General features: G+C 73.8%; 20 protein-coding genes and 1 tRNA gene. 7 read left to right on the top strand and 14 right to left on the bottom strand.

What is annotated here, in order from left to right; translation table 11 throughout:
* Positions 1-43 precede the first annotated feature (43 nt).
* The 3 genes from FB554_RS05730 to FB554_RS05720 form a co-directional block, all read right to left on the bottom strand.
* Positions 44-1,543 carry a serine/threonine-protein kinase gene (locus tag FB554_RS05730; RefSeq protein ID WP_142005091.1) on the bottom strand — a complete coding sequence of 500 codons (1,500 nt, stop codon included), beginning with the start codon at positions 1,541-1,543 and terminating at the stop codon, positions 44-46.
* 83 nt (positions 1,544-1,626) lie between these two features.
* Positions 1,627-3,147 carry an ATP-dependent DNA ligase gene (locus tag FB554_RS05725; RefSeq protein WP_142005090.1) on the bottom strand — a complete coding sequence of 507 codons (1,521 nt, stop codon included), beginning with the start codon at positions 3,145-3,147 and terminating at the stop codon, positions 1,627-1,629.
* 21 nt (positions 3,148-3,168) lie between these two features.
* A complete protein-coding gene (locus FB554_RS05720; protein WP_142005089.1) occupies positions 3,169-4,509 on the bottom strand; it encodes a DUF4241 domain-containing protein in 1,341 nt (446 codons plus the stop codon).
* Between the two features lie 104 nt (positions 4,510-4,613).
* On the opposite strand from FB554_RS05720, the gene FB554_RS05715 reads away from it, so the two are divergent.
* Positions 4,614-5,633 carry an NADP-dependent oxidoreductase gene (locus FB554_RS05715; protein ID WP_142005088.1) on the top strand — a complete coding sequence of 340 codons (1,020 nt, stop codon included), beginning with the start codon at positions 4,614-4,616 and terminating at the stop codon, positions 5,631-5,633.
* Between the two features lie 104 nt (positions 5,634-5,737).
* On the opposite strand, the gene FB554_RS05710 is transcribed toward FB554_RS05715, so the two are convergent.
* A tRNA-Leu gene (locus FB554_RS05710) sits at positions 5,738-5,822 on the bottom strand.
* A gap of 305 nt (positions 5,823-6,127) precedes the next feature.
* On the opposite strand from FB554_RS05710, the gene FB554_RS17575 reads away from it, so the two are divergent.
* Together FB554_RS17575 and FB554_RS05700 are read left to right on the top strand one after the other, a co-directional pair.
* Complete coding sequence (locus FB554_RS17575) at positions 6,128-7,210, top strand: L,D-transpeptidase family protein (protein WP_236022295.1); 1,083 nt, start codon at positions 6,128-6,130, stop codon at positions 7,208-7,210.
* A gap of 82 nt (positions 7,211-7,292) precedes the next feature.
* Complete coding sequence (locus FB554_RS05700) at positions 7,293-8,258, top strand: quinone oxidoreductase family protein (RefSeq protein ID WP_142005087.1); 966 nt, start codon at positions 7,293-7,295, stop codon at positions 8,256-8,258.
* A 21-nt stretch (positions 8,259-8,279) separates the two neighbouring features.
* Here FB554_RS05700 and FB554_RS05695 read toward each other — a convergent pair whose 3' ends face one another.
* The 5 genes from FB554_RS05695 to FB554_RS05675 all read right to left on the bottom strand — a co-directional run bounded on the left by FB554_RS05695 (position 8,280) and on the right by FB554_RS05675 (position 14,951).
* The gene (locus FB554_RS05695; RefSeq protein WP_142005086.1) at positions 8,280-9,653 is read right to left on the bottom strand and encodes a DNA polymerase IV; all 1,374 of its coding nucleotides are present in this window, start codon (positions 9,651-9,653) and stop codon (positions 8,280-8,282) included.
* A gap of 4 nt (positions 9,654-9,657) precedes the next feature.
* Positions 9,658-10,707, bottom strand: coding sequence for a glucose 1-dehydrogenase (locus FB554_RS05690; RefSeq protein ID WP_142005085.1), 1,050 nt, complete (start codon positions 10,705-10,707; stop codon positions 9,658-9,660).
* Positions 10,708-10,736: 29 nt separating this feature from the next.
* The gene (locus FB554_RS05685; RefSeq protein WP_142005084.1) at positions 10,737-12,842 is read right to left on the bottom strand and encodes a RecQ family ATP-dependent DNA helicase; all 2,106 of its coding nucleotides are present in this window, start codon (positions 12,840-12,842) and stop codon (positions 10,737-10,739) included.
* Positions 12,843-12,946: 104 nt separating this feature from the next.
* Positions 12,947-13,711, bottom strand: a complete 765-nt coding sequence (locus FB554_RS05680; RefSeq protein WP_142005083.1) for a lysophospholipid acyltransferase family protein — start codon at positions 13,709-13,711, stop codon at positions 12,947-12,949.
* A 10-nt stretch (positions 13,712-13,721) separates the two neighbouring features.
* Positions 13,722-14,951: an alpha/beta hydrolase family protein gene (locus tag FB554_RS05675; RefSeq protein WP_142005082.1), complete on the bottom strand. Its 1,230-nt coding sequence runs from the start codon at positions 14,949-14,951 to the stop codon at positions 13,722-13,724.
* 23 nt (positions 14,952-14,974) lie between these two features.
* Between FB554_RS05675 and FB554_RS05670 the strand changes: the two genes are divergently transcribed.
* On the top strand, positions 14,975-16,033 hold the full coding sequence (locus FB554_RS05670; protein ID WP_142005081.1) for an ATP-dependent DNA ligase: 1,059 nt from the start codon (positions 14,975-14,977) through the stop codon (positions 16,031-16,033).
* A gap of 6 nt (positions 16,034-16,039) precedes the next feature.
* Here the strand turns inward: FB554_RS05670 and ligD are convergent, their stop codons facing one another.
* Together ligD and FB554_RS05660 are read right to left on the bottom strand one after the other, a co-directional pair.
* Positions 16,040-17,098: a non-homologous end-joining DNA ligase gene (ligD, locus tag FB554_RS05665; RefSeq protein WP_142005080.1), complete on the bottom strand. Its 1,059-nt coding sequence runs from the start codon at positions 17,096-17,098 to the stop codon at positions 16,040-16,042.
* Between the two features lie 10 nt (positions 17,099-17,108).
* Positions 17,109-18,452, bottom strand: a complete 1,344-nt coding sequence (locus FB554_RS05660; protein WP_236022293.1) for an MFS transporter — start codon at positions 18,450-18,452, stop codon at positions 17,109-17,111.
* Between the two features lie 154 nt (positions 18,453-18,606).
* Between FB554_RS05660 and FB554_RS05655 the strand changes: the two genes are divergently transcribed.
* The 3 genes from FB554_RS05655 (at position 18,607) to msrB (ending at position 22,550) form a co-directional block, all read left to right on the top strand.
* Positions 18,607-20,994: a lamin tail domain-containing protein gene (locus FB554_RS05655; RefSeq protein ID WP_142005078.1), complete on the top strand. Its 2,388-nt coding sequence runs from the start codon at positions 18,607-18,609 to the stop codon at positions 20,992-20,994.
* Positions 20,995-21,190: 196 nt separating this feature from the next.
* Entirely contained in the window at positions 21,191-22,042 is an 852-nt protein-coding gene (locus FB554_RS05650; protein WP_142005077.1) for a serine protein kinase RIO, read from the top strand.
* A gap of 82 nt (positions 22,043-22,124) precedes the next feature.
* Positions 22,125-22,550 carry a peptide-methionine (R)-S-oxide reductase MsrB gene (gene msrB, locus FB554_RS05645; protein WP_142005076.1) on the top strand — a complete coding sequence of 142 codons (426 nt, stop codon included), beginning with the start codon at positions 22,125-22,127 and terminating at the stop codon, positions 22,548-22,550.
* 78 nt (positions 22,551-22,628) lie between these two features.
* Here the strand turns inward: msrB and hemQ are convergent, their stop codons facing one another.
* The 3 genes from hemQ to yczR form a co-directional block, all read right to left on the bottom strand.
* On the bottom strand, positions 22,629-23,363 hold the full coding sequence (gene hemQ / locus FB554_RS05640; RefSeq protein ID WP_142005075.1) for a hydrogen peroxide-dependent heme synthase: 735 nt from the start codon (positions 23,361-23,363) through the stop codon (positions 22,629-22,631).
* Positions 23,364-23,385: 22 nt separating this feature from the next.
* The gene (gene hemG / locus FB554_RS05635) at positions 23,386-24,771 is read right to left on the bottom strand and encodes a protoporphyrinogen oxidase (RefSeq protein ID WP_142005074.1); all 1,386 of its coding nucleotides are present in this window, start codon (positions 24,769-24,771) and stop codon (positions 23,386-23,388) included.
* Between the two features lie 136 nt (positions 24,772-24,907).
* On the bottom strand, positions 24,908-26,329 hold the full coding sequence (gene yczR / locus FB554_RS05630; RefSeq protein ID WP_170206791.1) for a MocR-like transcription factor YczR: 1,422 nt from the start codon (positions 26,327-26,329) through the stop codon (positions 24,908-24,910).

The raw sequence follows: 26,329 nt of genomic DNA, 5'->3' as shown, positions 1-26,329 counted from the left end.
ACGCGGGCGGTGCCCGCCCGAGGGGCAGGCGGGCGCGGCCGGGCTACCGGCGTACGTCCTCGTCCGGCCGCACGACCCAGGCGGTGGCCGTGCCGTCGCTGCGGCAGCGGATCGGTGGGCCGGCGCCGCACGTGACCGTGGCGTAGTCGCCGCGCGCGGGGCTGTAGACGCTCATCGTCGGGCTCGACCGGTCCCCGTTGTCGTGCACCGCCGTCGCGACCTCCAGGGCCCACCCGCACGGGTCGGCCACCTCGTCGTAGGCGACGTAGACGCGCAGGCCCCCGAGGTCGGAGCGCGGCGCGCAGTAGCGCGCGACCGCCGGCACGACGACCGTGCTGCGCGCCTCCGCCGGCGCCTCCTGCGGGTCGAGCAGGGTCTGCGGCGCGGCGCTCGTCGGGCTCGCGTCGGGCAGCAGCGTGGCCGGGCGGTCGGGCTGCAGCTGGGTGAGCGCCACCCAGCCGCCCACGACCAGCAGCACCGTGGCGAGGGCGATGGCCACCGGCCGGTTCGTTCGCCGGCGCCCGGCAGGTGCCGCCCGTGCGGCCGGTGCTGACGGTCCGGCTGGTGCGGGGGTCGCCGGGCGAGCGCCGGCGGGGTGCGAGCCGGCCGGTCGGGGTCGGGCGGCGCGGGATTGCGCCGGGTCGGCTCGTGCGGGGCGCGGCTGCGCCGGCGAGATGACCTGCGTGGGGCGCGGCAGGCGTACCGAGCTGGTGGCGGGCCCGCCCGCCAGGGCCGCGCGGGCCGCCCGGCTCAGCTCGGCGCACGTCGCGAACCGGTCGCCGGGGTCCACGGCCATCGCCCGGGCGACCACGTCGTCGAGGCCGGGCGGCAGGTCGGGACGGCTGCGCGAGGGCTGCGGGCGCGGGGCGTGCAGGTGGGCGGCCATCTGCTCGGTGAGGGTGGTGCCACGGAACGGCGGCTCGCCGGTGAGCGCCTCGTGCAGCACGCAGCCGAGGGCGTAGACGTCGATGCGCTCGTCGTAGCTGGCCCGGGTGTCGAACCGCTCCGGCGCCATGTAGGTGAAGGAGCCGACGGTGATGCCGGTGTGCGTCAGCCGGGTCTCGCCCTCGCGGCTCGCGATGCCGAAGTCGGCGAGGTAGGCGAAGTCGCCGCGGGTGACCAGGATGTTGGCGGGCTTGACGTCGCGGTGCACCAGGCCGCGTGCGTGCGCCGCGTCGACGGCCTGACCGGCCTGGTCGACGAGCGACACCGCGAGCTCGGGCGACAGCGGGCCGTCCTCGCGGATGATGGCGCGCAGGTCGCGGCCGCGCACGAGCCGCATGTCGATGAACAGCCGCCCGTCGATCTCGCCGAAGTCGTGGATCGGCACGACGTGCGGGTCCTCCAGGTCGGCGGCGATGCGCGCCTCGCGGCGGAACCGGTCGCGGAAGACGGGGTCGTCGGCGAGGTTCTCGGGCAGCACCTTGAGCGCGACCTCGCGCTCGCGCCGCTCGTCGAACGCGACGAACACGCTGCCCATGCCGCCCTTGCCCAGCACCCGGTCCAGCCGGTAGTGGGCAAGCCGCTGCGCCTGCTCCCCCATCGAGCATCCCCCTCGTGCTCTCCCATGCTCTCGGGCGCTCCCCCCGGTGCTCCCCCGACCATGGTCGCACGGCGGGCGCGGGGTCAGCCCCGCAGCGCTCGTACGTCGGCGATGGTGTCGGCCTCGTCCGCGGACTTGTCGTCGCGATAGCGCAGCACCCGGGCGAAGCGCAGCGCGACGCCGCCGGGGTAGCGCGAGGAGCGCTGCACGCCGTCGAAGGCGATCTCGACGACCTGCTCCGGGCGCACGGTCACGACCCAGCCGTCGTCGTCGGTCGCGAGCTCGCGGAAGCGCTCGGTCTGCCAGCGCAGCGTCTCGTCGGTCATCCCCTTGAAGGTCTTGCCCAGCATCACGAAGCCACCGGTGTCGGGGTCGCGCGCGCCGAGGTGGATGTTCGACAACCAGTCGCGGCGGCGGCCGCTGCCCCGCTCGACCGCGAGCACCACGAGGTCGAGGGTGTGCCGCGGCTTGACCTTCACCCAGCCGGCGCCGCGGCGGCCGGCGGCGTAGGGCGCGTCGAGCCGCTTGACGACCACGCCCTCGTGACCGGCTTCGACGGTCTCGGCGAAGAAGCGCTGCGCCTCGTCGGTGTCGTCGGTGACCACCGACGGCACCAGTGCGTCGGGTGGCGCCAGGTCGGCGAGCCGCGAGAACCGTTGCGCCAGAGGCAGATCCAGCAGATCCTCGCCGTCGAGGTGGAGCAGGTCGAAGAAGAACGTCGTGAGCGGGGTCGACTCCCGCAGCGTCTCGGGCGAGCCTGCCGAGGCGGTGCGCGACCCGGTCACCTGGAAGGGTTCGGGACGCCCGTCAGCGGCGAGCGCGATGACCTCGCCGTCGAGCACGACGGTGTCGTGCGGCAGCGCCGCGACGAGCTCGACGACCTCGGGCAGCCGCTCGGTGACCTCCTCCAGGCTGCGGGTGAACAGCCGGACGTCCTCGCCGACCTTGTGCGCCTGGATGCGGATCCCGTCGAGCTTGCGGTCCAGCCGCACCGGGGTCCCGTCCAGCGCGGCCCGTACGTCCGGGGCGGACCCGGCGAGCATCGGCCGGAGCGGGCGGCCCGGCTCGAGCGAGATGCGCGCGAGCCCGGCGGCTCCGTCGGTCAGCGCGGCCTGCGCGACGGGGGCGGTGAACCCGGCGAGCATGACGGCGCGACGCACGTCCGCGGCCGGCACGTCGGCCGCCTGCGCGATCGCGGCCAGCAGCACCCCGTCGGACGCGCCCTGGCGCAGCTCGCCGCTCAACAACCCGGTGACGTACCGCTGCTCGTCGTCGGTGAGGCCGGCGTACAGCGTGCGCAAGAGCTCCCGGCGGCGGCCGGACGAGCCGCTGCCCGCGAGGTCGGCGAGCTCCTGGATGCGGCGGTCGACCTGCGCGACCTCCAGCGTGGGGCGCGCGGCCGGAGCGGGGCGCTCGGCGGACAGGGTGCGCCAGCCGATGCCGGTGCGGCGCTGGGGCAGCACGCCGGCGAGGTAGGCCGCGACGAGGTCGACCTCCTGTGGCTCCGCCTCGGCGAGCAGGGTCGCGACGAGCGTCGTCTTCGCGGTTCGCGAGGAGGTGGCGGTGACCTCGCGGGAGGTCTCGACGAGCCGGTGCAGCTGCATGGGCTCAGTGTGGCGTCCGGCTCAGCGCAGCCGCAGCACCCCGGTCGAGGGGAGCAGCCGCACGAGCCAGCCGTCGCGCGACCCGCCGGGCAGGGCGTAGTGCATCCGGTCGTCCTCGTCGAGCTCGTGCTCGTCGGCGTCGAAGCCGGGCACCGGGTCGCCGGCCGCGTCGAGCAGCGCCACCTCGGCGAGCTCGTTGTGCGGGTCGTCGACGACCAGCCGCAGCGGCGAGCCCTCGAGGCCGACGGTGAGCGACCACCCCTCGAGCGTCGGGTCGTCGAACGCGCCCCACGGCAGGTCGATCGGCTCGGGGTCGTCCATGGTGGCGGCGAGCATGAAGTCGACGACCAGCTGCACCAGCGCGCCTGTCTCGTCGAACCCCCAGAACGCGAAGTAGCTCCCGTCGCCCCAGCCGGACTCGACCACGGCCCCGACCGGTGTCTCCCCGCCGAACGTCAGCATCCGCGCGAACGGCCCCTGCGTGACGGCCAGCGGCGCGAACGCCCGTTCCCGGTCGCGCACGGTCACCGAGCCGAGCGCCGCGAGGTCGACGATCGCGACGTTGCCCGCGTCGACGCCGACACCGTGCCCGCCCTCCAACCGCTCCGCCGGCCGCCAGGCGATCGGCTCCCCGGGCCCGAGCACGACGCGCACCGCGGCGTTGCGGCCGAACGCCGTGGCCGTCTCGACGGCGTAGTCACCGGGCGGCACCGCGCGCATGAACGGGCTGATATCGGGGTATCCGAGGTCGAAGGCCGCGAGCACCCCGGAGGCGCAGCGGAACGTGCCGACGCGCTGCACCTGCAGCCGGCTGGTCTCGCCCGCCTCGTCGGTGACGTCGCGCGGGACGAACAGGCTCCCGTGGTCGAGCTCGGCCTCGACCGGGTGCAGCGCAGCGAACGGCGCGTCCGGCGAGGTGCCGGCGAGCGCGTCGCGCAGCGCCTCGGGCGGCAGGATCGGGTCGTCGGGGTCGTCGAGATACTCCACGACCCGCTCGATCCGCCAGTCGTCGTCGAGCCGGCGCAGGTCGTACTCGAAGTGCTCGTCGAGAAGCTCGTCGCGGCGGACCGTCTGCACGACGGCCGAGTCGCCCGTGACCCGCTCGGCGACGATCTCCTCGTCCGGGGTGTGCACGGGAGGTCCGAACGAGGAGTCCGGGAGCGCGAGAACCCCTGGCACGCCGTGGCGTTCGGCCACACCCTGCAGCGCCGACCGCCACACCTCGAAGGCGTCGACCTGCGCGTCCCCGCGCGCCTCGCCCGACTCCTGGTCCGATGCCTCGAACACCGGCGCGGTGGCGCCCCAGCGGGCGTACCAGTCGTCGATGAAGGCGCGTACGCGCGCTGCCGGTTCGCTGGCCATGTCACGTCCCCCCGTGGTCGTCAGCCGGTCGCGCCCAGCGTAGATCGACCGGCGGTCGGTGACACGGATCTTCGGGTGCTGCGGCGGCGACCTAGTGTGGCGAGGTGACGACATCGACTCGGATCGTGCTGGCCTCGCGCCCGCACGGCGAACCCACGCAGGACAACTTCCGCACCGAGCAGGTCGAGCTCGCCCAGCCGCAGTCCGGTGAGGCGCTGCTGCAGACGCTCTACCTCTCGCTCGACCCCTACATGCGCGGCCGGATGAGCGACGCGCCGTCGTACGCCCCGCCGGTGCAGGTCGGCGACACCATGGTCGGCGCCACGGTCTCCCGGGTGCTGCAGTCGCAGGACCCCTCGCTCGCCGAGGGCGACGTGGTGCTCGGGTACGGCGGCTGGCAGACCCACTCGCTCGAGAAGGCCGCCCACCTGCGCCGGCTCGACACCGACGCGCCCGTGCCGGTGAGCACCGCGCTGGGCGTGCTCGGCATGCCGGGCTTCACGGCGTACGCCGGGCTGCTGGAGATCGGTCGCCCGCAGCCGGGCGAGACGGTCGCCGTGGCGGCCGCGACCGGACCGGTCGGGTCGGCCGTCGGGCAGATCGCCAAGGTCAAGGGCGCCCGGGCCGTCGGCATCGCCGGCGGACCCGAGAAGGTGGCCTACCTGCGCGAGCTGGGCTTCGACGCCGCCGTGGACCACCGCTCCCCCACGTTCCGCGAGGACCTCGCGGCCGCCTGCCCCGACGGCATCGACGTCTACTTCGAGAACGTCGGCGGCGCGGTGTGGGACGCGGTCTTCCCGCTGCTGAACACCTTCGCGCGGGTGCCGGTCTGCGGGCTGGTCGCGGGCTACAACGCGACGTCGCTGCCGGAGGGCCCGGACCGCACGCCCGCGCTCATGGGCACCGTGCTGCGCAAGAGCCTGACGCTGCGCGGCTTCATCCAGACCGAGTTCGTCGAGCGGCTGACCGAGCCGTTCGTGCGCGACATGACCGGCTGGGTCGCCGACGGGTCGGTGGGCTACCGCGAGGACGTCGTCGACGGGCTGGACAACGCGGTCGAGGCGTTCCGCGGCCTGCTGCGCGGCGACAACTTCGGCAAGCTGGTGATCAAGGTCGCCGAGTAGCCGACCGGCGACCGGCGCGCGGTCCGGCGACGGGCGTACGTCGGTCGGGCGGGACCGGAAAACCAACAGCCCCGAAGCGATCGCTTCGGGGCTGTTGGTGTCGGTGTCCGAGGGGGGACTTGAACCCCCACCCCCTTGACGGGGACTAGCACCTCAAGCTAGCGCGTCTGCCAATTCCGCCACCCGGACGAGGTGTGCCTGCGGGCCCTGGGGAGGCCCTGACGGCGTCGCAGACAGTAGCACGCAGGAGCGGTGCTGCCCGAATCGGCCAGGGCCTGCGGCCGCGCGCCCACCGGGGGTCCGCCGGAGTCGGCCGGGAGCGTGCCGTCTCGCCCCCACCCCCGCGGGCGGGGCCGACACCCCGGCGCGCCGAATGGGTGAATCGTCCACTTTGCCTATACCCTGACTCGTCGGAGCGCGTCCACCTGCCCCGATGGCGGGACCGTGATCGACCCGGACCGCACCTCCCCTGACCGGCTGCTCGAAGGACTGACATGCGTATGACGACCCGCCGCACCCGCGCCGCCGCGACCGTCTCGGCCGCGACCGCCGCGCTGCTGCTCGCCGCCTGCGGCGCCCAGGATGTCGCCTCCGAGTCGCCCACGGCGACGCCGACCAGCACGGCCTCCAGCCCGACGGTCGACCCGGGCCCCGCCACGCCGACCACCAGCTCGACGACGCCCAGCACGTCCAGCACCCCCAGCACCACCACCTCGGAGTCGGAGACGACCACCGAGGAGCCGACGCACAGCCGCACGCGCACCAGCACGGCGACGCGCACCCACAGCCAGAGCCCGACCGAGCAGCCGGCCCCCGCGGCCAGCTCCACGCCGAGCGCCGCGCCGTCGAGCAGCGCCGGGGCGGGCGACGACGCCGAGCCGAGCGCCTCGAGCTCCTCCCCCTCGCCGTCCTCGTCCTCCTCGACCCAGCCGCCGCTCAGCGACGACGACGGCAAGACGCTCGCCATGGGCGCGAGCGGCCCGAAGGTCAAGGCGGCGCAGGAGCGGCTGCAGTCCCTCGGCTACTTCGTCCCGGCCGTCGACGGTTCCTACGGCGGCGGCACCCGCCAGGCCGTCTACGCGATCCAGAAGGTCGCGGGCCTCCCGCGCACCGGCGAGATCGACAAGGCCACCCAGGGCGCCATCGACCGCGGCGTCAAGCCGCAGACCCGGATCAGCACCGGCATCGAGATCGACCTGCGTCGGCAGATCCTCGTGGTCGTGCAGAACGGTCGCCCGATCAAGGTCATGAACGCCTCGTCCGGCAACGGCCAGACCTTCACCTACCCGGTCAAGGGTGACGACGGCAAGACCGTCACCCACACCGCCAAGGCGACCACGCCCACCGGCACCTGGACGCTCTACAACGAGCGCGACGAGCTGTGGAAGTCCACCCTCGAGCTCGGCACGATGTACCGCCCGAAGTACATCACCGGCGGCATCGCGATCCACGGGTCGCCCAGCGTCCCCCCGACCCCCGCCTCGCACGGCTGCATCCGGGTGACCAACGCGGGCATGGACTGGCTGTGGTCCAGCGGCAACGCCAAGGTCGGCTCGACCAAGGTCACCGTCTTCTGATCGAGCACTGATCACCCACCAGGCCCCCGGCGAACGCGCCGGGGGCCTGGTCGTTCCTGCGGCGTGCGGCACACTGGGCGGCATGCGCGCCGTGTACGCCGACCGCCCCTCGCCCGACGCACCGCTGGACGCCCTGGTCGTGGGTGAGCGACCCGATCCCGAGCCCGGTCCCGGGCAGGTGGCCGTGGACGTACGTGCCGCGAGCCTGAACATGCACGACGTCTGGACGTTGCGCGGGGTCGGCATCAAGGCCGAGCAGTTCCCGATGATCCTTGGCATGGACGCCGCGGGCACGCTCGAGGACGGCAGCGAGGTCGTGGTCTACCCCGTGGTCAACGACCCCGACTGGGGCGGTGACCGCACGCTCGACCCGCGCCGCTCGATGCTGACCGAGGACCTGCAGGGCAGCTTCGCCGAGCGGGTGGTCGTGCCCAAGGCCAACGTGCTGCCCAAGCCGACGTCGCTGAGCTTCGCCGAGGCCGCGTGCCTGGGGACGGCCTGGCTGACGGCCTACCGGATGCTCACGACCCGCTCGGGGCTGCACGCCGGTCAGACGATGCTGGTGCAGGGCGCGAGCGGCGGGGTGTCGACCGCGCTGATCACGCTCGGCGTCGCGGCCGGCCTGCGGGTCTGGGTGACCGGGAGCTCGCAGGAGAAGCGCGACCTGGCGAGCAAGCTGGGTGCGCACGCGACGTTCGAGCCCGGGGCGCGGTTGCCGGAGCGGGTCGACGGGGTGTTCGACTCGGTCGGCAAGGCGACCTGGAGCCACTCGATCAAGTCGCTCAAGCCGGGTGGCGTGCTGGTGACCTGCGGCGCCACCACGGGTGAGCCCGACTCGGCCGAGCTGACCCGGATCTTCTTCCTGCAGCTGCGCGTCATCGGGTCGACGATGGGCACCCGGCAGGAGCTCGCCGACCTGATCACCCTGTGCGAGACGGCCGACCTGCACCCGCAGGTCGGGCTGGAGCTGCCGATGGAGCAGGCGCCCGAGGCGTTCGCCGCGATGATCGAGGGCCGGACCGCCGGCAAGATCGTCCTCACCCGCTGAGAGCCGAGGGACGCGCGGGGCTCACGCGACCGGCTCTGGCCGCCACTCCGGCGGGTCCGCCGGCGACAGCTGCGGGTCGTCGACCGCGAACGTGCGCACCGGCCCGGGCCCGGTGAGCGGCCCCTCGAACCGGACCGTGACCCGGCCGCGACCGCTCCCCCACACCCAGCCGGCACCGTGCTCGGCGTGCACGACGTCCGCGCCGGTCCGCCACGCCACTGCGGGCGTGGCCTCGGTGACCATGCCGGCCGGCGCTGGTTCGACGCGGGCGGCGACGGCTTCGTACTCCGGGGCGGGCTCGACGCGACCGAGCCCGCCCAGCTCCAGGTCCAGCTCGACCTGGGCGTGCGTGGTGAGTCCGGACACCCCCACGCCGATCAGCCGCAGGCCGGAGCTGACGTCGACGCCGTGCAGCAGCCGGGTGGCCAGGTCGGTGACCGCGCCCGCCTGGTCGGTGGCGTGCCGCAACGTGGCCGAGCGGGTCTGCAGGCTGAAGTCGGGGTGGCGCACCTTGACCGTCACCGTGCGGGCGAAGGCCGACGCGGCGACGAGCCGCCGGCACACCCCCTCGGCGAGCCGCGCGATCTCCGACTCGAGCCGGGCCCGGTCGGCCACATCGGTCTCGAACGTCTCCTCCGCCGAGATGCTCTTGGTCTCGCGCTCGACCACCACCGGCCGGTCGTCCTGGGCGCGCGCGAGCCGGTGCAGCCCGTTGCCGTGCGCCTCCCCGAAGATGCTCACCAGGTCAGGCAGCGCGAGCCGGCGCAGCTGCTCCACGGTCTCGACGCCGAACGTGCGCAGCCGGTCGGCCGTGGCCGGCCCGACACCACCGAGCGCGCGCACGTTGAGCGGCGCGAGCACGTCGAGCTCACGGCCGGGCGCCACGACCACGAGCCCGCGCGGCTTCTCCAGGTCGGAGCCGATCTTGGCCAGCATCTTCGAGGAGGCGATCCCGGCCGAGGCGGTCAGCCCGCCCGTCTCGGCCTCGATGCGCTCGAGGAGCTCCTCGGCGAGCAGGCGTACGCCGTCGGCCGACAGGTCGCGCTGCTCGCCTGCGGCGAGGTCGACGTACGCCTCGTCGACCGACACCTGCTCGACGACGGACGACACCTCGCGCAGCAGCGACATCACCACCGCGCTGGTCTTGCGGTAGGCGGCGAACCGGCCGCCGAGGAATGCGGTCCCGGGTGGGCAGCGCCGGCGCGCCTCGTGCGTGGGCATGGCCGAGCGGGCGCCGAACGCGCGGGCCTCGTAGGACGCGGTCGAGACCACGCCGCGCGGCCCGATGCCGCCGACGACGACCGGGCGCCCCCGCAGCGAGGGCTTGTCGCGCTGCTCGACCGCGGCGAAGAAGGCGTCGAGGTCCAGGTGCAGGATGCTCGGCTCGGAGCGCACCCGGTCAGGCCAGGGTGAGGACGACCTTGACGTCGTCGTCCTGCGGGGCGAAGGCGGCCGCGAAGTCCTCGAGCGGCACCCGGCGGGTGATGAGGCGCGCGAGCCAGTCACGGTCGGCCTGCGCCAGGGCGGCAGCCCCCGCCTCGTAGTGGCGCAGGTTGGCGTTGACCGACCCGACGACGGCGCCGTTGTCGAGCACCAGGTCGCGGTTGACGGCGCCGAGGTCGAACCCGTCGGCGACGCCGGGGCTGGAGATGCCGGTGAGCACGACGATGCCGTAGGGGACGTTCTCGCTGAGCACCCCGGCGATCACCGGCACCGCGCCGGTGCCCTCGATGACCACGTCGGGGCGGACCGTGCGCATCACCTCGGCCGCGTCACCGGTGTGGTACGTGCCGCCCAGCTCGCGCACCAGGGCCGGCTTGAGGCCGTCCTCGACCCGGTCGAGCACGTGCACGTCGAGGCCGCGCTGGGCCCCGATCATGGCGCCGAGGAGCCCGATCGGGCCCGCGCCGGTCACCAGGACCGAGCGGGGCTCGAACCACGCGCGGTCGCCGATGCGGTCGACCTGCTCCCAGGCCTTGGCCACGACCGTGGTGGGCTCGAGCAGCACGCCGAGGTCGCCGAGCTGGGGGTCGAGCTTGACCGAGTGGTCGGAGCGGACCCGCCACTGCTCGGACCCGAAGCCGTGCAGCGCCTTGATGCCGTGCTCGGTGTAGCGGCCGTTGCGGCACATGTCCCACTCGCCGGCGGCGCACGCGCCGCACGGCTCGGGGTCGGGCATGCGCACGATGCCCACGATCAGGTCGCCCGCCGCGAAGCCGCTGCCCTCGGGCGCCTCGTTCACCCGGCCGAGCGACTCGTGACCGAGGATCAGCCGGTCGCTGCCGGCCGGCGCCTCGCCGTAGAGCCCCTGGTCGATCTCGCGGTCGGTGCCGCACACGCCGAGCGCGAGGCCCTGCACGAGCACGTCGCCCAGCAGCTGGTCGGGCTCGGGCATGTCGACGACGGCGAGGGAGCTCTTGCGCCCGGGGGCGACCGTGAGTGCACGCATGGTTCCGACGCTACTGCTCGGGCTCGCGCTCACACCACGCGGTGCACGACGAGCGGCAGCACCCGCCGGGCACCCGCCTCGCGCAGGGTGGCGGCGGCGACGGTCGCCGCCCAGCCGGACCGGGTCGCGTCGACGACCAGCAGCACGGAACGGCCCCGCACCTGGTCGGCGACGGGGCCGGCGTCGAGGCTCTCGCGCCAGCCCGCGGCCTCGTCGGACGACGGCAGGTCGGGGTCGACCCGGGTCGCGGGCTGCCACAGCGGCGCGAGGTCGAGCCGCCCGACCTGCGACAGGTGGGCCGCGACGCCGGAGACCACCTCGGGCAGCCCGCTGGCCGCCAGCGGCAGCACCACCTCGGGGCGCTCGGCCCAGTCGTCCTTCCACCGGGCGAGCGTGCCGACGGCCGCCTCCAGCAGGTCGTCGGTGGGCGAACCGTCTTGTGCCAGAACGGTTTCGCGCTCCTGAGCCCACTCGGGCGCGTCGGCGTGGACGATGACGCGACCGTCGTCGGCGGACAGCTCGGCCGGGATGCGCCCGCGCGCGCCGAACGCCCCGCCCGGCCACATCTTGCGGCGCTCGAGCACATGGGTCTCGGTGCGCAGCACGCGGCGCACGCCGGCGACGACGTCGTCGGACGCCTCGGCCTGCAACGGCTCGGGCAGGTGACCCAGGCAGACCGAGCACCGGCCGCACGGGGCGGCGTCAGGGTCGTCGAGCGACTCCTGCAGCAGCTGCATCAGGCACGACTCGCCCACGACGTAGCGGCGCATGATGTCGGCCTCGCGGCGGCGCGTGGCCAGGACGCCGTCGTAGTGCTCCTGGTCGTAGCTCCACTCGGCGCCGGTGCGCACCCAGCCGTCCTTGGTGCGGTCGGTGACCCCGTCGACCGCGAGCTGCTTGAGCATCAGCTCGACGGCGGTGCGGCGCAGCCCGGTCTCGGCCTCCAGCGCCGGAACGCTGACCGGCTCGTCGTGCTGGTCGAGCGCGGCCAGCAGCTTCTCGACCCGGTCGGGCTTGGGGATCGTGGCGGTCGCGAAGTAGTCCCAGACGCCGTCGTCGCCCGCCGACGGCAGCAGCACCACCGCGGCGTGGTCGATCGCGCGCCCGGCACGTCCGACCTGCTGGTAGTAGGACACCGGCGACGGCGGAGCCCCGACGTGCACCACGAACCCCAGGTCGGGCTTGTCGTACCCCATGCCGAGGGCCGAGGTCGCGACGAGTGCCTTGACCTCGTTGGCCCGCAGCGCCTCCTCGAGCCGCTCGCGCTCCCCCGCCTCGAGCTGCCCGGTGTAGGCGGCGACCTGCAGCGCCGGGTCGTCGCCGTGCCGGGCGCGGATCGCCTCGGTCAGCCGGTGCGCGTCGGCGACGGTCAGGGTGTAGACGATGCCGGCTCCGGGCAGGCTCGGCAGGTGCTCGACGACCCAGGCGTAGCGCGAGAGCGGGTCCATCCGCGGCAGCACGGTGAGCTGCAGCGACGAGCGCGCGAGCGGCCCGCGCAGCACGGTGGTCTGCTCGCCCAGCTGGGCGGCGAGGTCGTCGGTGACCCGGGCGTTGGCGGTCGCGGTGGTGGCGAGCACGGGGGTGTCGGGGTTGAGCTGCTGCAGCACGTCGGACACCCGGCGGTAGTCGGGCCGGAAGTCGTGCCCCCAGTCGGAGACCGCGTGGGCCTCGTCGATGACCAGCAGGCCGAGCCGGCCCGCGAGACCGTCGAGCACCCGCTGGCCGAAGCTGGGGTTGGCCAGCCGCTCCGGCGAGACGAGGAGCACGTCGAGCCGGCCCGAGCGCAGGTCGTCCTCGATCGCCGACCAGTCGCCGATGTTGGAGCTGTTGATCGTGGCGGCGCGCAGACCCGCGCGGCCGGCGGCCGCGACCTGGTCGCGCATCAGCGACAGCAGCGGAGAGACCACGAGGGTGGGGCCGCCGCCGCGGGCCCGGCTGAGCGCGGTCGCGACCCAGTAGACCGCGGACTTGCCCCAGCCGGTGGCCTGGACGACCAGGGCGCGCGCGCCCGGCCGGGTGAGCGCCTCGACGGCCGTGCGCTGGTCGTCGCGCAGCATCGCGCCGGGGCCGGCCAGGGCCGCGAGCACCCGATCGGCGACCTGGTCGAGGTCGGTCGAGGTCTGCAGATCCGTCATGCCAGGCACGGTAGGTGACGGGTCTGACAGGGGTCTCGATACGCCGCTCGTCCCTCGCGGCTACTCGACCGGCTTGGGCCTACGGCTACTCGACCGGCTTGGGCCTACGGCTGCTCGACCGGCTTGCGCTTCGCTGCGCGGCGCTGCGCTTCCTGCGCCTCCAGCTCCTTGGCCCGCTCGGGGGTGGGGGCGCTGCCGCCGAGGCGAGCGGGGACGTACCCCTGCTCGTCGGGTCCGAGCGGCGGGTAGGCCTCCTGCAGCCGGTGCAGCATGGCGGTCATCGTCTCGCGCAGCTGGTGGGTCTCCTCGACCGCGTTGGCGCCCTCGGGCACGTGGATGGGCGTGCCGACGTCCATGTGGATCGGCACGTTGCTGCGGCCGAGGCGCTTGGGCTGGTCCTTGGTCCAGACGCGATGGTTGCCGAAGGCGACGACCGGGATCATGGGGACGTCCGCCTCCAGTGCCATGCGCACGGCGCCGGTCTTGAACTCGCGCAGCTCCAGCGACCGCGAGATCGTCGTCTCGGGGAACACCCCGACCAGCTCGCCGCGGCGCAGTGCCGACACCGCCTCCTGGTAGGCGCCGACGCCGGCCTTGCGGTCGACGCGGATGTGCTTCATGCCGCGCATCAGCGGCCCCATCACCGGGTTGTCGAAGATCTCCTTCTTCGCCATCCAGCGCACGATCCGACCCTGCTCGCGCGCGGGCAGGCCGGCGTAGGCGTAGTCGAAGTAGGACAGGTGGTTCATGACGACCACACCGCCACCCTGGCGCGGGACGTTCTCGCTGCCGGTGATCGTGAAGCGCAGTCCCTGCGCGCGGAAGACCGTGAGGGCGAACCCGATGACGGGCGTGTAGACGGGTTCCATGCGGCTCAGGTTACTGACGGGTCGCCGCCGCGAGGGCCTCGCGTCCGGCACGTGGGTCGGGGCCGGCGCAGTAGTCGTGCACCAGCCGCTCCCAGCGCTGCGGGTCGGTGTTCCACTCCCGGCAGTGCTCTGCGACCTCCCAGCGGGCGTAGGTCACCAGGTCGGGACGGGCCGAAGCCAGCGCCGCGGACGGGCCGTAGGGCACGAAACCGTCGTCCTGGGAGTGGATCAGCAGGATCGGGTGGCGCAGCTCGTCGGCGCGCGCGACCCAGTCGGTGAGGCCGATCTCGAGCGGCTCGTGCAGCCCGATGAGGTGCCGGCCGACCTTGCCGCCGAGCAGCATCTGCCCCAGCGCCCCCACCGGACGCGGCACCCGGTTGATGGCCGCCTGGTGCCGGATGACGTCGGCCCAGTCGACCACCGGCCCGTCCAGCACGACGCGGCTCACCCGGTCGCTGCCGCGCGACTGCTCGAGGGTCTGCAGCACGATCGCACCGCCCATCGACCACCCGAAGAGGATCAGCTCCTGCGCGCCCCGGCCGACGGCGTACGCCATCGCCGCGTCGACGTCGCGCCACTCGTGCAGACCGAGCCCGTAGCGCCCGTCGAGGCTCGCGGGCGCGTCGGTGTCGTTGCGGTAGCTGACGACCAGCGCGGTGATGCCGAGCTCGTGCAGGACGGGGACGGCGCGCAGGGTCTCCTCGCGCGTCGCGCCGCGCCCGTGCACCAGCACCGCCCAGCGCTCGCCGTCTCCCGCGGGCACGACCCAGGCGGGGTTGTCGCCGAGCTCGCCTGCGATCCGGACGTTCTCGTGGTCCAGGCCGAGCGATCGGTCGGGCGGCCCGGAGAAGTAGTAGCCGCTCCAGCGGGCTGGCCCGGGCGCCAGGTCGCCCTGGTCGACGCCGTGCAGCTCACGGGTGACCTCGCCCCGGTCGTCGTCGCGGGACAGCACGTCGCCGATGCGCGCGTGACCGGTGTCGGCGGCGAACCACAGGCCGTACCGCCCCGGCGCGGTCGACCACTCGTCGGCGCGGAAGGTCACGGTGGGCGGGTCGGCCGCGCGGTCGAGCGCCGTCACCAGGGCGTCGTCGGGCCGCTCGCTCTCGGGCGTCACCACGCGGCGGGCGAAGTACGACGCGGCACCCACCGACGCCAGGCCGGTGACCGCGGCGAGACCGCCGACCACCGACGTCGCGGCGGCCACGATGCGAGCTGCTCCCCTGTTCGTCACAGGCGGCATCGTCTCAGGTCAGAATGAGCCGCATGCGCCTGCCGATCGAACTGCCCGTCACGCCCATGCTCGCGAAGGCGACCACGGGGGTGCCGGCCGCAGACAGCGTGCCGGGCGGGCTGTCGTACGAGCCGAAGTGGGACGGCTTCCGGGTCGTGCTGCTGCGCGACGGCGACGAGGTCGAGCTGGCCTCCCGGGGGTCCAAGCCGCTCACCCGCTACTTCCCCGAGCTGGTCGACGCGGCCCGCGAGCACCTGCCCGAGAAGTGCGCGCTGGACGGCGAGATCGTCGTGCGCTCAGGCGAACCCGGCTCCCAGCGGCTCGACTTCGAGGCTCTCGGTCAGCGCATCCACCCGGCCGAGTCGCGGGTCACCAGGCTGTCGCAGGAGACCCCCGCCGAGGTCATCTTCTTCGACGCGCTGGCCCTCGGTGACGAGTCGCTCCTCGACCGTCCGTTCCGCGACCGGCGTGCCGCGCTGCTCGCGGCACTGTCCGACCTCGGCGACGCACCGTTCCACGTCACCCGGGTCACCGGCGACGCCGACGTCGCGCAGGACTGGTTCACCCGCTTCGAGGGCGCCGGGCTGGACGGCGTGATCGCCAAGCCGCTCGACGGGACGTACGAACCGGGCAGGCGGACCATGCTGAAGATCAAGCACTCGCGCACCGCCGAGGCCGTCGCGATCGGATACCGGATCCACAAGAGCGGCGAGGGCGTCGGCTCGATCCTGCTCGGGATGTACGACGACGCAGGCCGGCTGCGCGGCGTCGGCGGGATCTCCGCGTTCACCATGAAGCGCCGACGCGAGCTGATCGACGAGCTCGCCGACCTGGTGGTGCGCGACGACGGCGGCGAGGCCGTCACGGGCGAGACCGACCGGTCGCGGTTCAGCGCGAGCAAGGACGTGTCGTTCGTGCGGCTGCGGCCCGAGCGGGTGGTCGAGGTGAAGTTCGACCAGCTCGAGGGGTCGCGCTTCCGGCACGCCGTCGGCTTCCTGCGGTGGCGCCCCGACCGCGACCCGGAGTCGTGCCTGCTCGAGCAGGTCGAGCGGGCGCCGGCGTACGACCTGGACGCGGTGCTCGCGGAGTAGGCGCGACTACTTCTCCACCCGGTTGCCGCTCTCGTCCCAGTGCTTGGCGACCTTCTTGCTCGGCTGCACGCGCGGCGGCTCGCCCGGCATCTTCGGGTAGTCCGGCGGGAAGGACAGCTCACCCAGGCCTCGCTCCTGAACGTCCTTGTCCCACAACGCCATTGCGCCGTCGATGCTGCCGGCTGCGTCGTCCGCGCCGGCCCAGGCGTCGCCCTCGTCGGCCACGATGCCGGGCACCGTGCGCACGGTGAAGTCGCCCGGCGCGACGTCGCGCAGCCGGTCCCACGAGACCGGCATCGAGACGGGCGCACCGGGCCGCGGACGCGGTGAGTAGGCGCCGGCGATCGTGCGGTCGCGGCTCATCTGGTTGAAGTCGACGAACACCCGCTCGCCGCGCTCCTCCTTCCACCACGCCGTCGTCACCAGGTCGGGGTCGCGCCGCTCCAGCTCGCGCGCGATGCCGATGACGCCGTGCCGCACGTCGAGGATCTCCCGGTCGCGCTCGATGCGCGCGTAGACGTGCACACCGCGGTTGCCCGAGGTCTTCACCCAGGGCGTGAGCCCGACGTCGGTCATCACCTCGCGCAGCAGCAGCGCCGCCTCGACGGCGTCGGCGAAACCGCGCCCGGGCTGCGGGTCGAGGTCGATGCGCACCTCGTCGGGGCGGTCGTTGTCGTCGGCGCGCATCGGCCACGGGTGGAAGGTGATGGTGTTCATCTGCACCATCCACACCGCCGAGGCGATCTCGTCGATCACCAGCTGCGGGTGCCGGCGACCCGAGGGATAGGTGCACATCGTCGTGCGCGTGTAGTCGGGGACCCCGCGCGGCGGGTTCTTGGAGAAGAACTCCTCCCCGTCGATGCCCGTCGGGAACCGTTGCAGCGCAACGGGTCTGTCGCCGTTGGCCCGCAGGAACGGCTCGGCCACGTCGACGACGTACTGCGCCAGGTCGAGCTTGGTGATGCCCTCCTGCGGCCACAGCACGCGGTCGGGGCTGGACACCCGCACCTCGCGCTCGCCCTCGGGGCCGGGGACCTGCAGGACCTGCGCCTTCGCCGGGCTCATGGCGCGCACTCTAGCCAGCGTCGGCCGTGCCTCGCGGCTGCCTGCCCTGCTCCTGCGCGCCCTGCTGCTGCGCGGCGAGCCGTGCCCGTCGCTCGCGCTCGGTGACGGCGTGCACGTCGGTGCGGGCGTCGTACGTCCAGAACTCGCGCAACCACACGGTCGCCAGCGCCACCATGCCGACGCACGCGACGCCGCCGGAGGTGATCGCCCCGCGCACGCTCCACGCGTCGGCGACCAGGCCTGCGCGGGCCTGGCCGGCCATCGGGCCGAGGGAGTACGACAGCATCTCGATGCCCGCCAGTCGCCCGCGCAGCCGGTCGGGGATGGTCTGGTTCCAGATGATCGAGCGGAAGACGCCCGAGAGCATGTCCATCGACCCGGCGACGACCAGGCACAGCAGCACCCAGATCATCGACGGCATCAGGCCGGCGAGCGCGATCGCGGCGCCCCAGGCCATGGCGGCGAGGACGACGGCGCGCCCGTGGTGGTGCACCCGGGCGGTCCAGCCCGAGGTCGCGGTCGCGACCAGCGCCCCCACGGCCTCGGCGGTGTAGAGCGCGCCCAGCCACTCCGGCTGCTGCAGCACGTCGGTGGCGAGCGCCGGCCAGAGCACGACCGGCATCGCCATCACCATCGCGATGATGTCGACGAGATAGGTGCCCATCAGGTCGCGGCGGGACGCGGCGTAGCGCAGCCCCTCGACGATGCCGCGCAGCGACGCCGCGTCGCCGGTCTCGCCGCGGGCCCGCGGCGACAGGCCCCACAGGATCAGCACGGCGACCCCGAGCGCGGCACCGTCGACGGCGAACGCCCAGGCCGCCCCGATCTGCCCGATCAGCACGCCCGCGAGCGCCGGCCCGGCCAGCATGGCGACCTCGCGGCCCAGGGCGTTCAGCGCGGTCGCCGCCGGGAGCTGGTCGTGCCGAACGGTCTGCTGCAGCAACGCTTCTCGCGCCGGGCGCTGCATCGCCGAGGCGACCGCGAGGAGCGCCCCGATCAGGTAGATCAGCCACAGCCGCGGCTCGTCCAGGAAGGCGTTCCAGGTGAGCACGGCGACCAGCACGACCTGGGCGAGCGAGGTCGCCAGCAGCAGGACGCGCCGGTCGAGATGGTCGGCCAGGGCGCCGCCGTACAGCCCGAAGACGATCAGCGGCAGCAGCTCGACCAGGCCCAGCGCACCGACGGCGAAGTTGGAGCCGGTGAGGTCGTACAGGTGGAACGGCAGCGCGACGTAGCTGAACATCGAGCCGAACCAGAAGATCGTGCCGCCCCAGAACAGCCGCCGGAAGTCGCGGCTGCTGCGCAGCGGGGTGGTGTCGACCCGCAGGGCTCTCAGACGGGTGGACCACGGCACGAGGGGTGATCGTCCTCTCCCCTCGGGTGTGCGGTCAAAGGGGTTTCGGACGGTGTTCACGGACTCGTCACCGCGCAACGGCCCCGGCCGGCCCCGCCCGTCCATACAGTCACAAGGTCCCGTCGCTCCCTGCCCCTTCGGAAGGCTTCCTGCCATGCCCCGCCACACCGCCGTACGTCGGCTGACCGGCGTCGTGACCGCCGCCTCCGCGGTCATCGCCTCCATCGCCCTGTCCCCCGTCGCCTCCGCGGCGTCGCCGAACCTCGTGGTCTCCGAGGTCTACGGCGGCGGAGGCAACTCCGGCGCCCCGCTGCGCTCGGACTTCGTCGAGCTCGCCAACCGCGGCACCGAGCCGGTCGACCTGGCCGGCTGGAGCGTGCAGTACTGGTCGGCGAGCGGCAGCACGCCGCAGCGCACCCCGCTCAGCGGGACCATCGCCCCGGGTGCGCGATACCTCGTCAAGCAGGCCGACGGCGCCAACACCGCGGCGCAGCCGCTGCCGACGCCGGACGCCACCGGCACCATCCCCATGTCCTCCAGCAGCGGCCGGGTGGCCGTGGTGAACCCGGCCGGCCAGGTCGTCGACCTCCTCGGCTACGGCGCCGCGTCGGAGTCGGAGGGGGCGCCGGCCGCCGGCACGAGCAACACGACCTCCAGCGCGCGCCGCGACGTCTGCGTCGACACCGACAACAACGCCTCGGACTTCGTGACCGGCGCGCCGACCCCGCAGAGCTCGGCGGCCCCGGCGGCGGTGTGCGACGGCACCACCCCGCCGCCGGCCGGCACGACCGCCACGATCGCGCAGATCCAGGGCGCCGCCCACCGCTCTCCGCTCGAGGGCCAGCAGGTCAAGGACGTCACCGGTGTCGTCACCGCCCGCTCGGGCAACGGCTTCTGGATGCAGTCGAGCACCCCCGACGACGACCCCGCGACCAGCGAGGGCCTGTACGTCTACACCCGCTCCGCACCGACCGTCGCCGTGGGCGACGCGGTCAGCGTGGCCGGCACCGTCGGTGAGTTCCGGCCCGGCGGCGCGAGCGGCAACGACAACCTGACCACGACCCAGATCACCGGCCCGACGGTCACCGTCACCGGGTCCGGCCAAACGGTGCCCGAGCCGGTCGTGCTCGGCGTGGACCGGGTCGCGCCCGCACAGAACGTCAAGACCGGCGACCCCGGCAACGTCGAGCGCGAGGGCGTGCCCTTCTCCCCGGCCACCGACGCCCTGGACTTCTACGAGTCGCTGGAGGGCATGCGTACGGCCGTGCGTGACGCCGTCGCGGTCGGCCCCACCAACACCTCCTACGGCGAGCTGCCGGTGGTGCCCGGCCAGCAGGTCAACGCGACCCGCAGCCGCGCCGGGGGCGTGGTCTACGGCGGCTACGACCAGCCGAACACCCAGCGGATCATCCTCGACGACCCGCTGCTGCCCCGCGACTCGATGCCGCGCGCCAACGTCGGCGACGTGCTGCCGGGCGAGAGCGTCGGCGTGCTGGACTACTCCTTCGCCAACTTCAAGCTGCTGCTGACCCAGGTACCCGGATATCGCTCCTCCGGTCTGCAGCGCGAGGTCACCGCGGCACCCGACAAGCAGCAGCTGGCGGTCGCGACGCTCAACGTCGAGAACCTCGACCCCAGCGACCCGGCCACGAAGTTCTCCCGGCTCGCGACGCAGGTGACGACCAACCTGCGCAGCCCCGACGTGCTGGCCCTGGAGGAGATCCAGGACAACAGCGGCCCGGCCGACGACGGGGTCGTGGCGTCGAACAAGACCACGGACAAGCTGATCGCCGCGATCCGCGCGGCGGGCGGGCCGGCGTACGAGGCCCGGTCGATCGACCCGCAGGACAAGATGGACGGCGGCCAGCCCGGCGGCAACATCCGGCAGGTCTTCCTCTACCGCACCGACCGCGGGGTGTCGTTCGTCGACCGTCCGGGCGGCGACGCCACCACGGCCACCCAGGTCGTCGGCAGCGGCCCGCGGACCACCCTGTCGGCCTCGCCCGGTCGCATCGAGCCGACCGACGCGGCCTGGACCGACTCGCGCAAGCCGCTGGTCGGTGAGTTCCGGTTCAAGAACCAGTCCTACTTCGTCATCGCCAACCACTTCGCGTCCAAGGGCGGCGACGACCCGCTGTTCGGGCGCTGGCAGCAGCCGACCCGGTTCAGCGAGACCCAGCGCAACGCGCAGGCCCGCGTCGTGCGCGGCTTCGTCGACAAGCTGCTGGCCGCCGACCCCAGGGCCAACGTCGTGGTGCTCGGTGACCTCAACGACTTCGAGTTCAGCCGGACCACCGACATCCTCGTCGGCAGCGGCGACACCCAGCTGACCGCGCTGGCCCGGACGCTGCCGGCCAACGACCGCTACACGTACGTCTTCGACGGCAACAGCCAGGTGCTCGACCAGACCCTGATCAGCCCGGCCCTCGCGAAGGCCCCGGGCAACAGCAAGCCGCGCTACGAGTACGACATCGTGCACACCAACAGCGACTTCTGGGACCAGGACTCCGACCACGACCCGCAGGTGGTCCGCCTGCGCTGAGCCGCGAGTCGAACCGACCGCGTCGCCGATAAATCGGTGGCGCACCCGCCCGGGACCGCCGCACACTGGCGGTCCCGGGCGCGCTCGTCCTCGAAGAGCGTGCCCCCCGGTGGAAGGAGTCGTGACATGTCGACGACTGTCCCCTGCCTGCCCGCAGTGCAGCAGCCCGCCCCTTCTTCCCACCGGAGCACCCACCGTGACGTCACCGGAGTGCCGCGACGACGGCATTGACCCCCGTTTCACCTTCGACTACCAGGCCTACGACGAGGACCTGGACCCCGACCAGCGCTGGTCGACCTGGCTCGAGGTCGACCCGCTGCAGCGCGGCCCGCAGCCCCGACCCGACTGGGTCGTGACCTCCCAGGGCGCGATCGACACCGACCTCGGCATCCTCAAGACCGGCAAGGAGGCCGACGTCTTCCTGCTGGAGCGCGCCGACCCGCACGACCCGCGGCAGCAGGTGGTGATGGCCGCCAAGCGATACCGAGATCCCGACCACCGCAGCTTCCACCGGTCGGCGACCTACACCGAGGGCCGCTCGATGAAGCGCTCCCGCGACGAGCGGGCGCTGAAGCGCAAGAGCTCCTGGGGCCGGGTCGTGGCCGCCGGCGAGTGGGCGATCTCGGAGTGGGGCATGCTCACCCGCTTCTGGGAGCTGGGCCTGCCGGTCCCCTACCCGGTGCAGGTCGACGGCACCGAGATCCTCATGGAGTGGATCCAGGTCGAGGGCCAGACCGCGCCCCGGCTGGCCCAGACCCGGCCCGACCGGGACCTGCTGGAGCACTACTTCGAGCAGGTACGCCAGGCGCTGGTCGACATGGTCCGCGCCGGCGTGGTGCACGGCGACCTGTCGGCCTACAACATCCTCGCCGCGGGCGAGCGGCTGGTCGTGATCGACCTGCCGCAGGTGGTCGACCTCGCGGGCAACCTGCAGGCCCACGACTTCCTGCTGCGCGACTGCACCAACGTCTGCCGGTGGTTCGCCGGGCGAGGGCTGCAGGTCGACGAGCAGGAGCTGTTCGGCGAGCTCGTGGCGCAGGCGTGGTGACCCGCGTGGCTTCCGCAGGATCGACCGGGTCCAGGATCGCCGGGTGCGGAATCGCCGGCCGCGGTCACTCGTTGCACCTGACATGGCAGACCAGCGCGCCGAGCAGGCGTACCCCGTGACCAAGACCGACGAGCAGTGGCGCTCCGAGCTGAGCCCGGCCGAGTACGACGTGCTGCGTCAGGCCGGCACCGAGCGGCCCTTCACCGGTGAGTACACCGACACCGAGACCGAGGGCGTCTACTCCTGCAAGGCGTGCGGCGCCGAGCTGTTCACCAGCGACACCAAGTTCCACAGCGGCTGTGGCTGGCCCTCGTTCTACGCCCCCACCGAGGACGACAACGTCGAGCTGATCGAGGACCGCTCGCTCGGCCGCGTGCGCACCGAGGTGCGCTGCGCCAGCTGCGGCTCGCACCTGGGGCACGTCTTCGAGGGCGAGGGCTACGACGTGCCCACCGACCAGCGGTGGTGCATCAACTCGGTGAGCCTGACGCTGCAGCCGAAGGGCTGACGCCGGGCGTCACCGGACGCGGACGAGCTCGAGGCCAGGCGCGGTGCGCCTGGCCTCGATCTCGTGCTGCGGCCCGCGTCAGCGCAGCCGGGCCACCAGGTCGCCGAGCTGCACCAGCGGACCGGTGAAGAACGGGATCTCCTCGCGCACGTGCCGCCGGGCCTCGGTGGCGCGCAGGTCGCGCATCAGGTCGACGATGCGGTGCAGCTCGTCGGCCTCGAAGGCCAGCAGCCACTCGTAGTCACCGAGGGCGAACGCCGGCACCGTGTTGGCGCGCACGTCGGGGTAGTCGCGCGCGGCCAGGCCGTGGTCCTTGAGCATCGTGCGGCGCTCGTCGTCGGGCAGGAGGTACCACTCGTAGGAGCGCACGAACGGGTACAGGCACAGGTACTTCTTCGGGTCGGGGTCGACCAGGAAGTCCGGCACGTGCGAGCGGTTGAACTCCGCCGGGCGGTGCACCGCGGCGTTGGACCACACCGCGTCGAGGTGGCGGCCGAGCTCGGTCGCGAGGAACCCGCGGTAGGCCGCCTGGAGCGGCTCGATCGCGTCGGCGTGCCACCACACGAGCAGGTCGACATCGGCGCGCAGCCCGCCGATGTCGTACACGCCGCGCACGACGACGCCCTGCTCGGCGAGCCCGTCGAGGAAGCCCTGCGCCTGCTCGATCAGCCCCGCGCGCTCCTGCGGGAGCGGGCGCTCGGCCTTGAACGCGGAGTACATCGTGTAGCGGATCGTGTCGTTGATCTCGTTGATCCGCTGCGCCCCCGGGCGGACGGCGCGGGGGGCGGTGCTGTCGGCGTTCGGCTGGCTCATGCCTTCATTGTCTGTCGCGGGCTCAGGCGCCCCGGAGGTGGGTGCCCAGGCGGGTCGCGGCGGCCCGCCCGGAGCCGATGCAGGCTGGGATCCCGACCCCGTCGTACGCCGCGCCCGCCGTCTCCAGGCCCGGCACCTGGCCGATCGCGGACCGGGCGACGGCGATGCGGTCGAGGTGACCCACGGCGTACTGCGGGAGGCCGCCGCCCCACCGCTGCACGTGCGTGTCGACCGGCTCGGGCAGCCGCTGCCCGACGATCCGCTGCAGGTCGGCGAGGCCGACCGCGGCCAGGTCGGCGTCGGGGCGCTGCAGGGTGGCCGCCTCGCGGTGCCGGCCCAGCGAGACCCGCACGAAGGCCAGGTCGGGGTGCTGCTCGGCCAGCCAGGGCCACTTGCTGCTGCTGAACGTCGAGGCCTTGATGTCGGCTTCCTCGACCGGCGGCACGAGGAAGCCGCTGCGCCCGGTCAGCCCGGCGGGGACCGCGTGCGAGGGGAAGGCGTAGGTCACCAGCACCATCGAGGCGTACTCGATCTGCCCGAGCACGTCGGCGGCGTCGGGCGCGAGGTCGGCCAGCAGCCGCGCGGTCGGGGCAGCGGGGGTGGCCAGCAGCACGGCGTCGGCCTCGACCGGCTCGGGGCTGCGGGTGTCGCCGAGCGTCAGCCGCCAGCCGCGGGGGGCCCGCTCGAGGTGACGGACGACCGCGCCCGTGCGCAGGCGTACGCCCCGCTCGGCGAGCCGCTCGGCCAGCAGCCCGGGGAGGGTGCCGAGCCCACCGGGGACCGTCGCGAAGACCGGCTCGCCGCGCCCGGAGTCCGCCGCCGCAGCCGCACCTTGTGCCAGGGCGATCAGCGAGTTCCCTTGTCGCACAGCATCGTTCACGACCGGAAGCACCGCGCGCGCCGACAGCAGCCGGGCGTGACCGGCATAGACCCCGCCGAGCAGCGGCTCGACCAACCGGTCGACCACGGCCTCGCCCAGCGCCGCCGCGACGACCTCGCCGAGGGGCGCGTCGTCGCCGTCGACCTCGACCGGCTGCTCGGCCGTGGCGCGCGCGACCTCACCGGTCGTGAGCAGCCCCTCGAGCGCCTCGGGGTGGGCCGGGATGCCCATGAGCGTGCCGGTCGGCATCGGGTGCAGCGCACCGCGGCTCCAGATCGCGGCCGGCACCCGCGCGGGATGGGTGACGTCGGCACCCAGCTCGCCGAGCAGGGTGCGCGCCTCGGGCCGGCGCCACAGCACCGACTCCGCACCGACGTCGATCGAGCGGCCGGCCACCGCGGCGCTGCGCAGCTTGCCGCCGACGCGGTCGGTCGCCTCGAGCACCGTCACCTCGTGCCCCGCACCGCTCAGCTCCCATGCCGCCGCGAGCCCGGCGACCCCTCCCCCGACGACCACGACCGATGCCATGCCCCCAGCCTGGCACCCGGGGAGCGCGCGGCCGCCGCGCACCCCGTCCGCCGCCCCGGCGTGCGCTGAAACGCGGTTGTAGCGCTGTGACTCCGCTGCAGCGGAGTCACAGCGCGACAACCGCGTTTCAGTCCCGTCAGGCGGCGCGCGCCCAGGCCCTCGCGAGGCGGTCCACGGCCACCCGCAGGGTCTCGGCCTGGAGGACGTACGGCGTGCGGATCCACGGCTCGAGGCCGCGGCCGGAGGCCGCGAACACCGAGCCGGGCGGCAGCAGCAGACCCTCGTCGCGCGCCCGCTGCGCGAGGACCGTGGAGCGGGACCGAGGCAGGTGCCACCACAAGGACAGCCCGCCCGTCGGCACCACGCAGGCCCACTCGGGCAGCGCCGTCCGGACGGCCTCCAGCAGCACGTCCCTCTGCTGCCGGATCCGTTGCAGATGCTCGATATTCGCCGCGCCCCAGTCGCCCGTGAGCCAGTCCTCGACCACCAGCTGCTCCAGCACCGGCGCGCCCAGACCCAGACTCAGTCGCGCCCGCGCCAACCCCGGGAGCAGCTCGCGCGAGGCCCGGATCCAGCCGATCCGCAGGCCGCCCCACATCGACTTGCTGACCCCGCCCACGGTCACCGTTCGTGGAGCGAACGCCGCCATCGGCGGCGGCAGCTCGACCGGGTCGAGCACGACGTCGACGAGGGTCTCGTCGATCAGCCCGACGACGTCGTACGCCCGCCAGGCGCGGCCCAGCTCCTGCCGAGCCTGCGCGTCGAGCAGGTTCCCGGTGGGGTTCTGGAAGTCGGCGATCACCGAGGCAACCTGCGCACCGCTCGACGCCAGCGCCGAGTGCCAGCTCGCGGGGTCGATCCCCTCTGCGCTGACCGGCACGGGCACCACCCGGGAGGCCTCCGGGCGGACCGCGGCGAGCAGGCCGGGATAGGTGGGCGTCTCGACCGCGATGCGCCGGCCTGGTCCGAGCAGCGCCCGAGCAGCGACCGCGGCGCTCTCGAGCGCACCGGTCGTCACGATGATCTGCTCGGGGTCGGTCGCAAGACCCCGCTCGGTGAACCGCTGGGCGAGCACCGCCCGCAGCGAGGGCAGGCCGTAGGGGTAGTAGCCCATGCCCGAGACGTAGCGGGCGACGCTCTCTGCAGCCCGGACGTAGGCCATCGCCAGTCCGGGGATCGCCGGCGGCGCCGCGGAGGTCAGGTCGATCGCGTCCGAAGGAGCCGGCCGGCCCGGCACGACGTCGGGCAGCGGCTCCCCTCCGCCGGTCACCGGGCCGCCCGGCAGGGCCGCTCGCGTCCCGGAGCCCTGCCGCGCCTCGGCGTATCCGCGCTCGCGCAGGGCGGCGTACGCACGGGTGACGGTGGTGCGGCTCAGACCGAGCTCAGCGACGAGCGCCCGCTCGCTGGGCAGCCGGGTGCCGTGCAGCACCAGCCCGTCCGTGACCAGGCCGCGGAGCGTGTCGGCCAGCCAGCGGTACGCCGGAACGCCCGGGTCGGGCGGGCCGAGCAGGCGCACGAGCCGGGCGGCGGTCAGCGTCGAGTTCGCGGGGTGGTCCAC

Origin of the sequence: Barrientosiimonas humi (assembly GCF_006716095.1) — a bacterium.
Classification (GTDB): domain Bacteria; phylum Actinomycetota; class Actinomycetes; order Actinomycetales; family Dermatophilaceae; genus Barrientosiimonas; species Barrientosiimonas humi.
This window is presented reverse-complemented; position numbering and strand designations above follow the sequence as displayed.

Bases quoted from the DNA above. Each gene is read 5' to 3' on its own strand.
- hemG (WP_142005074.1), bottom strand. From the start codon at position 24,771: ATGGCATCGGTCGTGGTCGTCGGGGGAGGGGTCGCCGGGCTCGCGGCG.
- msrB (WP_142005076.1), top strand. From the start codon at position 22,125: ATGGCAGACCAGCGCGCCGAGCAGGCGTACCCCGTGACCAAGACCGAC.
- FB554_RS05725 (WP_142005090.1), bottom strand. From the start codon at position 3,147: ATGCAGCTGCACCGGCTCGTCGAGACCTCCCGCGAGGTCACCGCCACC.
- FB554_RS05655 (WP_142005078.1), top strand. From the start codon at position 18,607: ATGCCCCGCCACACCGCCGTACGTCGGCTGACCGGCGTCGTGACCGCC.
- FB554_RS05690 (WP_142005085.1), bottom strand. From the start codon at position 10,707: ATGCGTGCACTCACGGTCGCCCCCGGGCGCAAGAGCTCCCTCGCCGTC.
- FB554_RS05670 (WP_142005081.1), top strand. From the start codon at position 14,975: ATGCGCCTGCCGATCGAACTGCCCGTCACGCCCATGCTCGCGAAGGCG.
- FB554_RS05700 (WP_142005087.1), top strand. From the start codon at position 7,293: ATGCGCGCCGTGTACGCCGACCGCCCCTCGCCCGACGCACCGCTGGAC.
- FB554_RS05680 (WP_142005083.1), bottom strand. From the start codon at position 13,711: ATGGAACCCGTCTACACGCCCGTCATCGGGTTCGCCCTCACGGTCTTC.
- FB554_RS05730 (WP_142005091.1), bottom strand. From the start codon at position 1,543: ATGGGGGAGCAGGCGCAGCGGCTTGCCCACTACCGGCTGGACCGGGTG.
- FB554_RS05720 (WP_142005089.1), bottom strand. From the start codon at position 4,509: ATGGCCAGCGAACCGGCAGCGCGCGTACGCGCCTTCATCGACGACTGG.
- FB554_RS05675 (WP_142005082.1), bottom strand. From the start codon at position 14,951: ATGCCGCCTGTGACGAACAGGGGAGCAGCTCGCATCGTGGCCGCCGCG.
- hemQ (WP_142005075.1), bottom strand. From the start codon at position 23,363: ATGAGCCAGCCGAACGCCGACAGCACCGCCCCCCGCGCCGTCCGCCCG.
- ligD (WP_142005080.1), bottom strand. From the start codon at position 17,098: ATGAGCCCGGCGAAGGCGCAGGTCCTGCAGGTCCCCGGCCCCGAGGGC.
- FB554_RS05685 (WP_142005084.1), bottom strand. From the start codon at position 12,842: ATGACGGATCTGCAGACCTCGACCGACCTCGACCAGGTCGCCGATCGG.
- FB554_RS17575 (WP_236022295.1), top strand. From the start codon at position 6,128: ATGCGTATGACGACCCGCCGCACCCGCGCCGCCGCGACCGTCTCGGCC.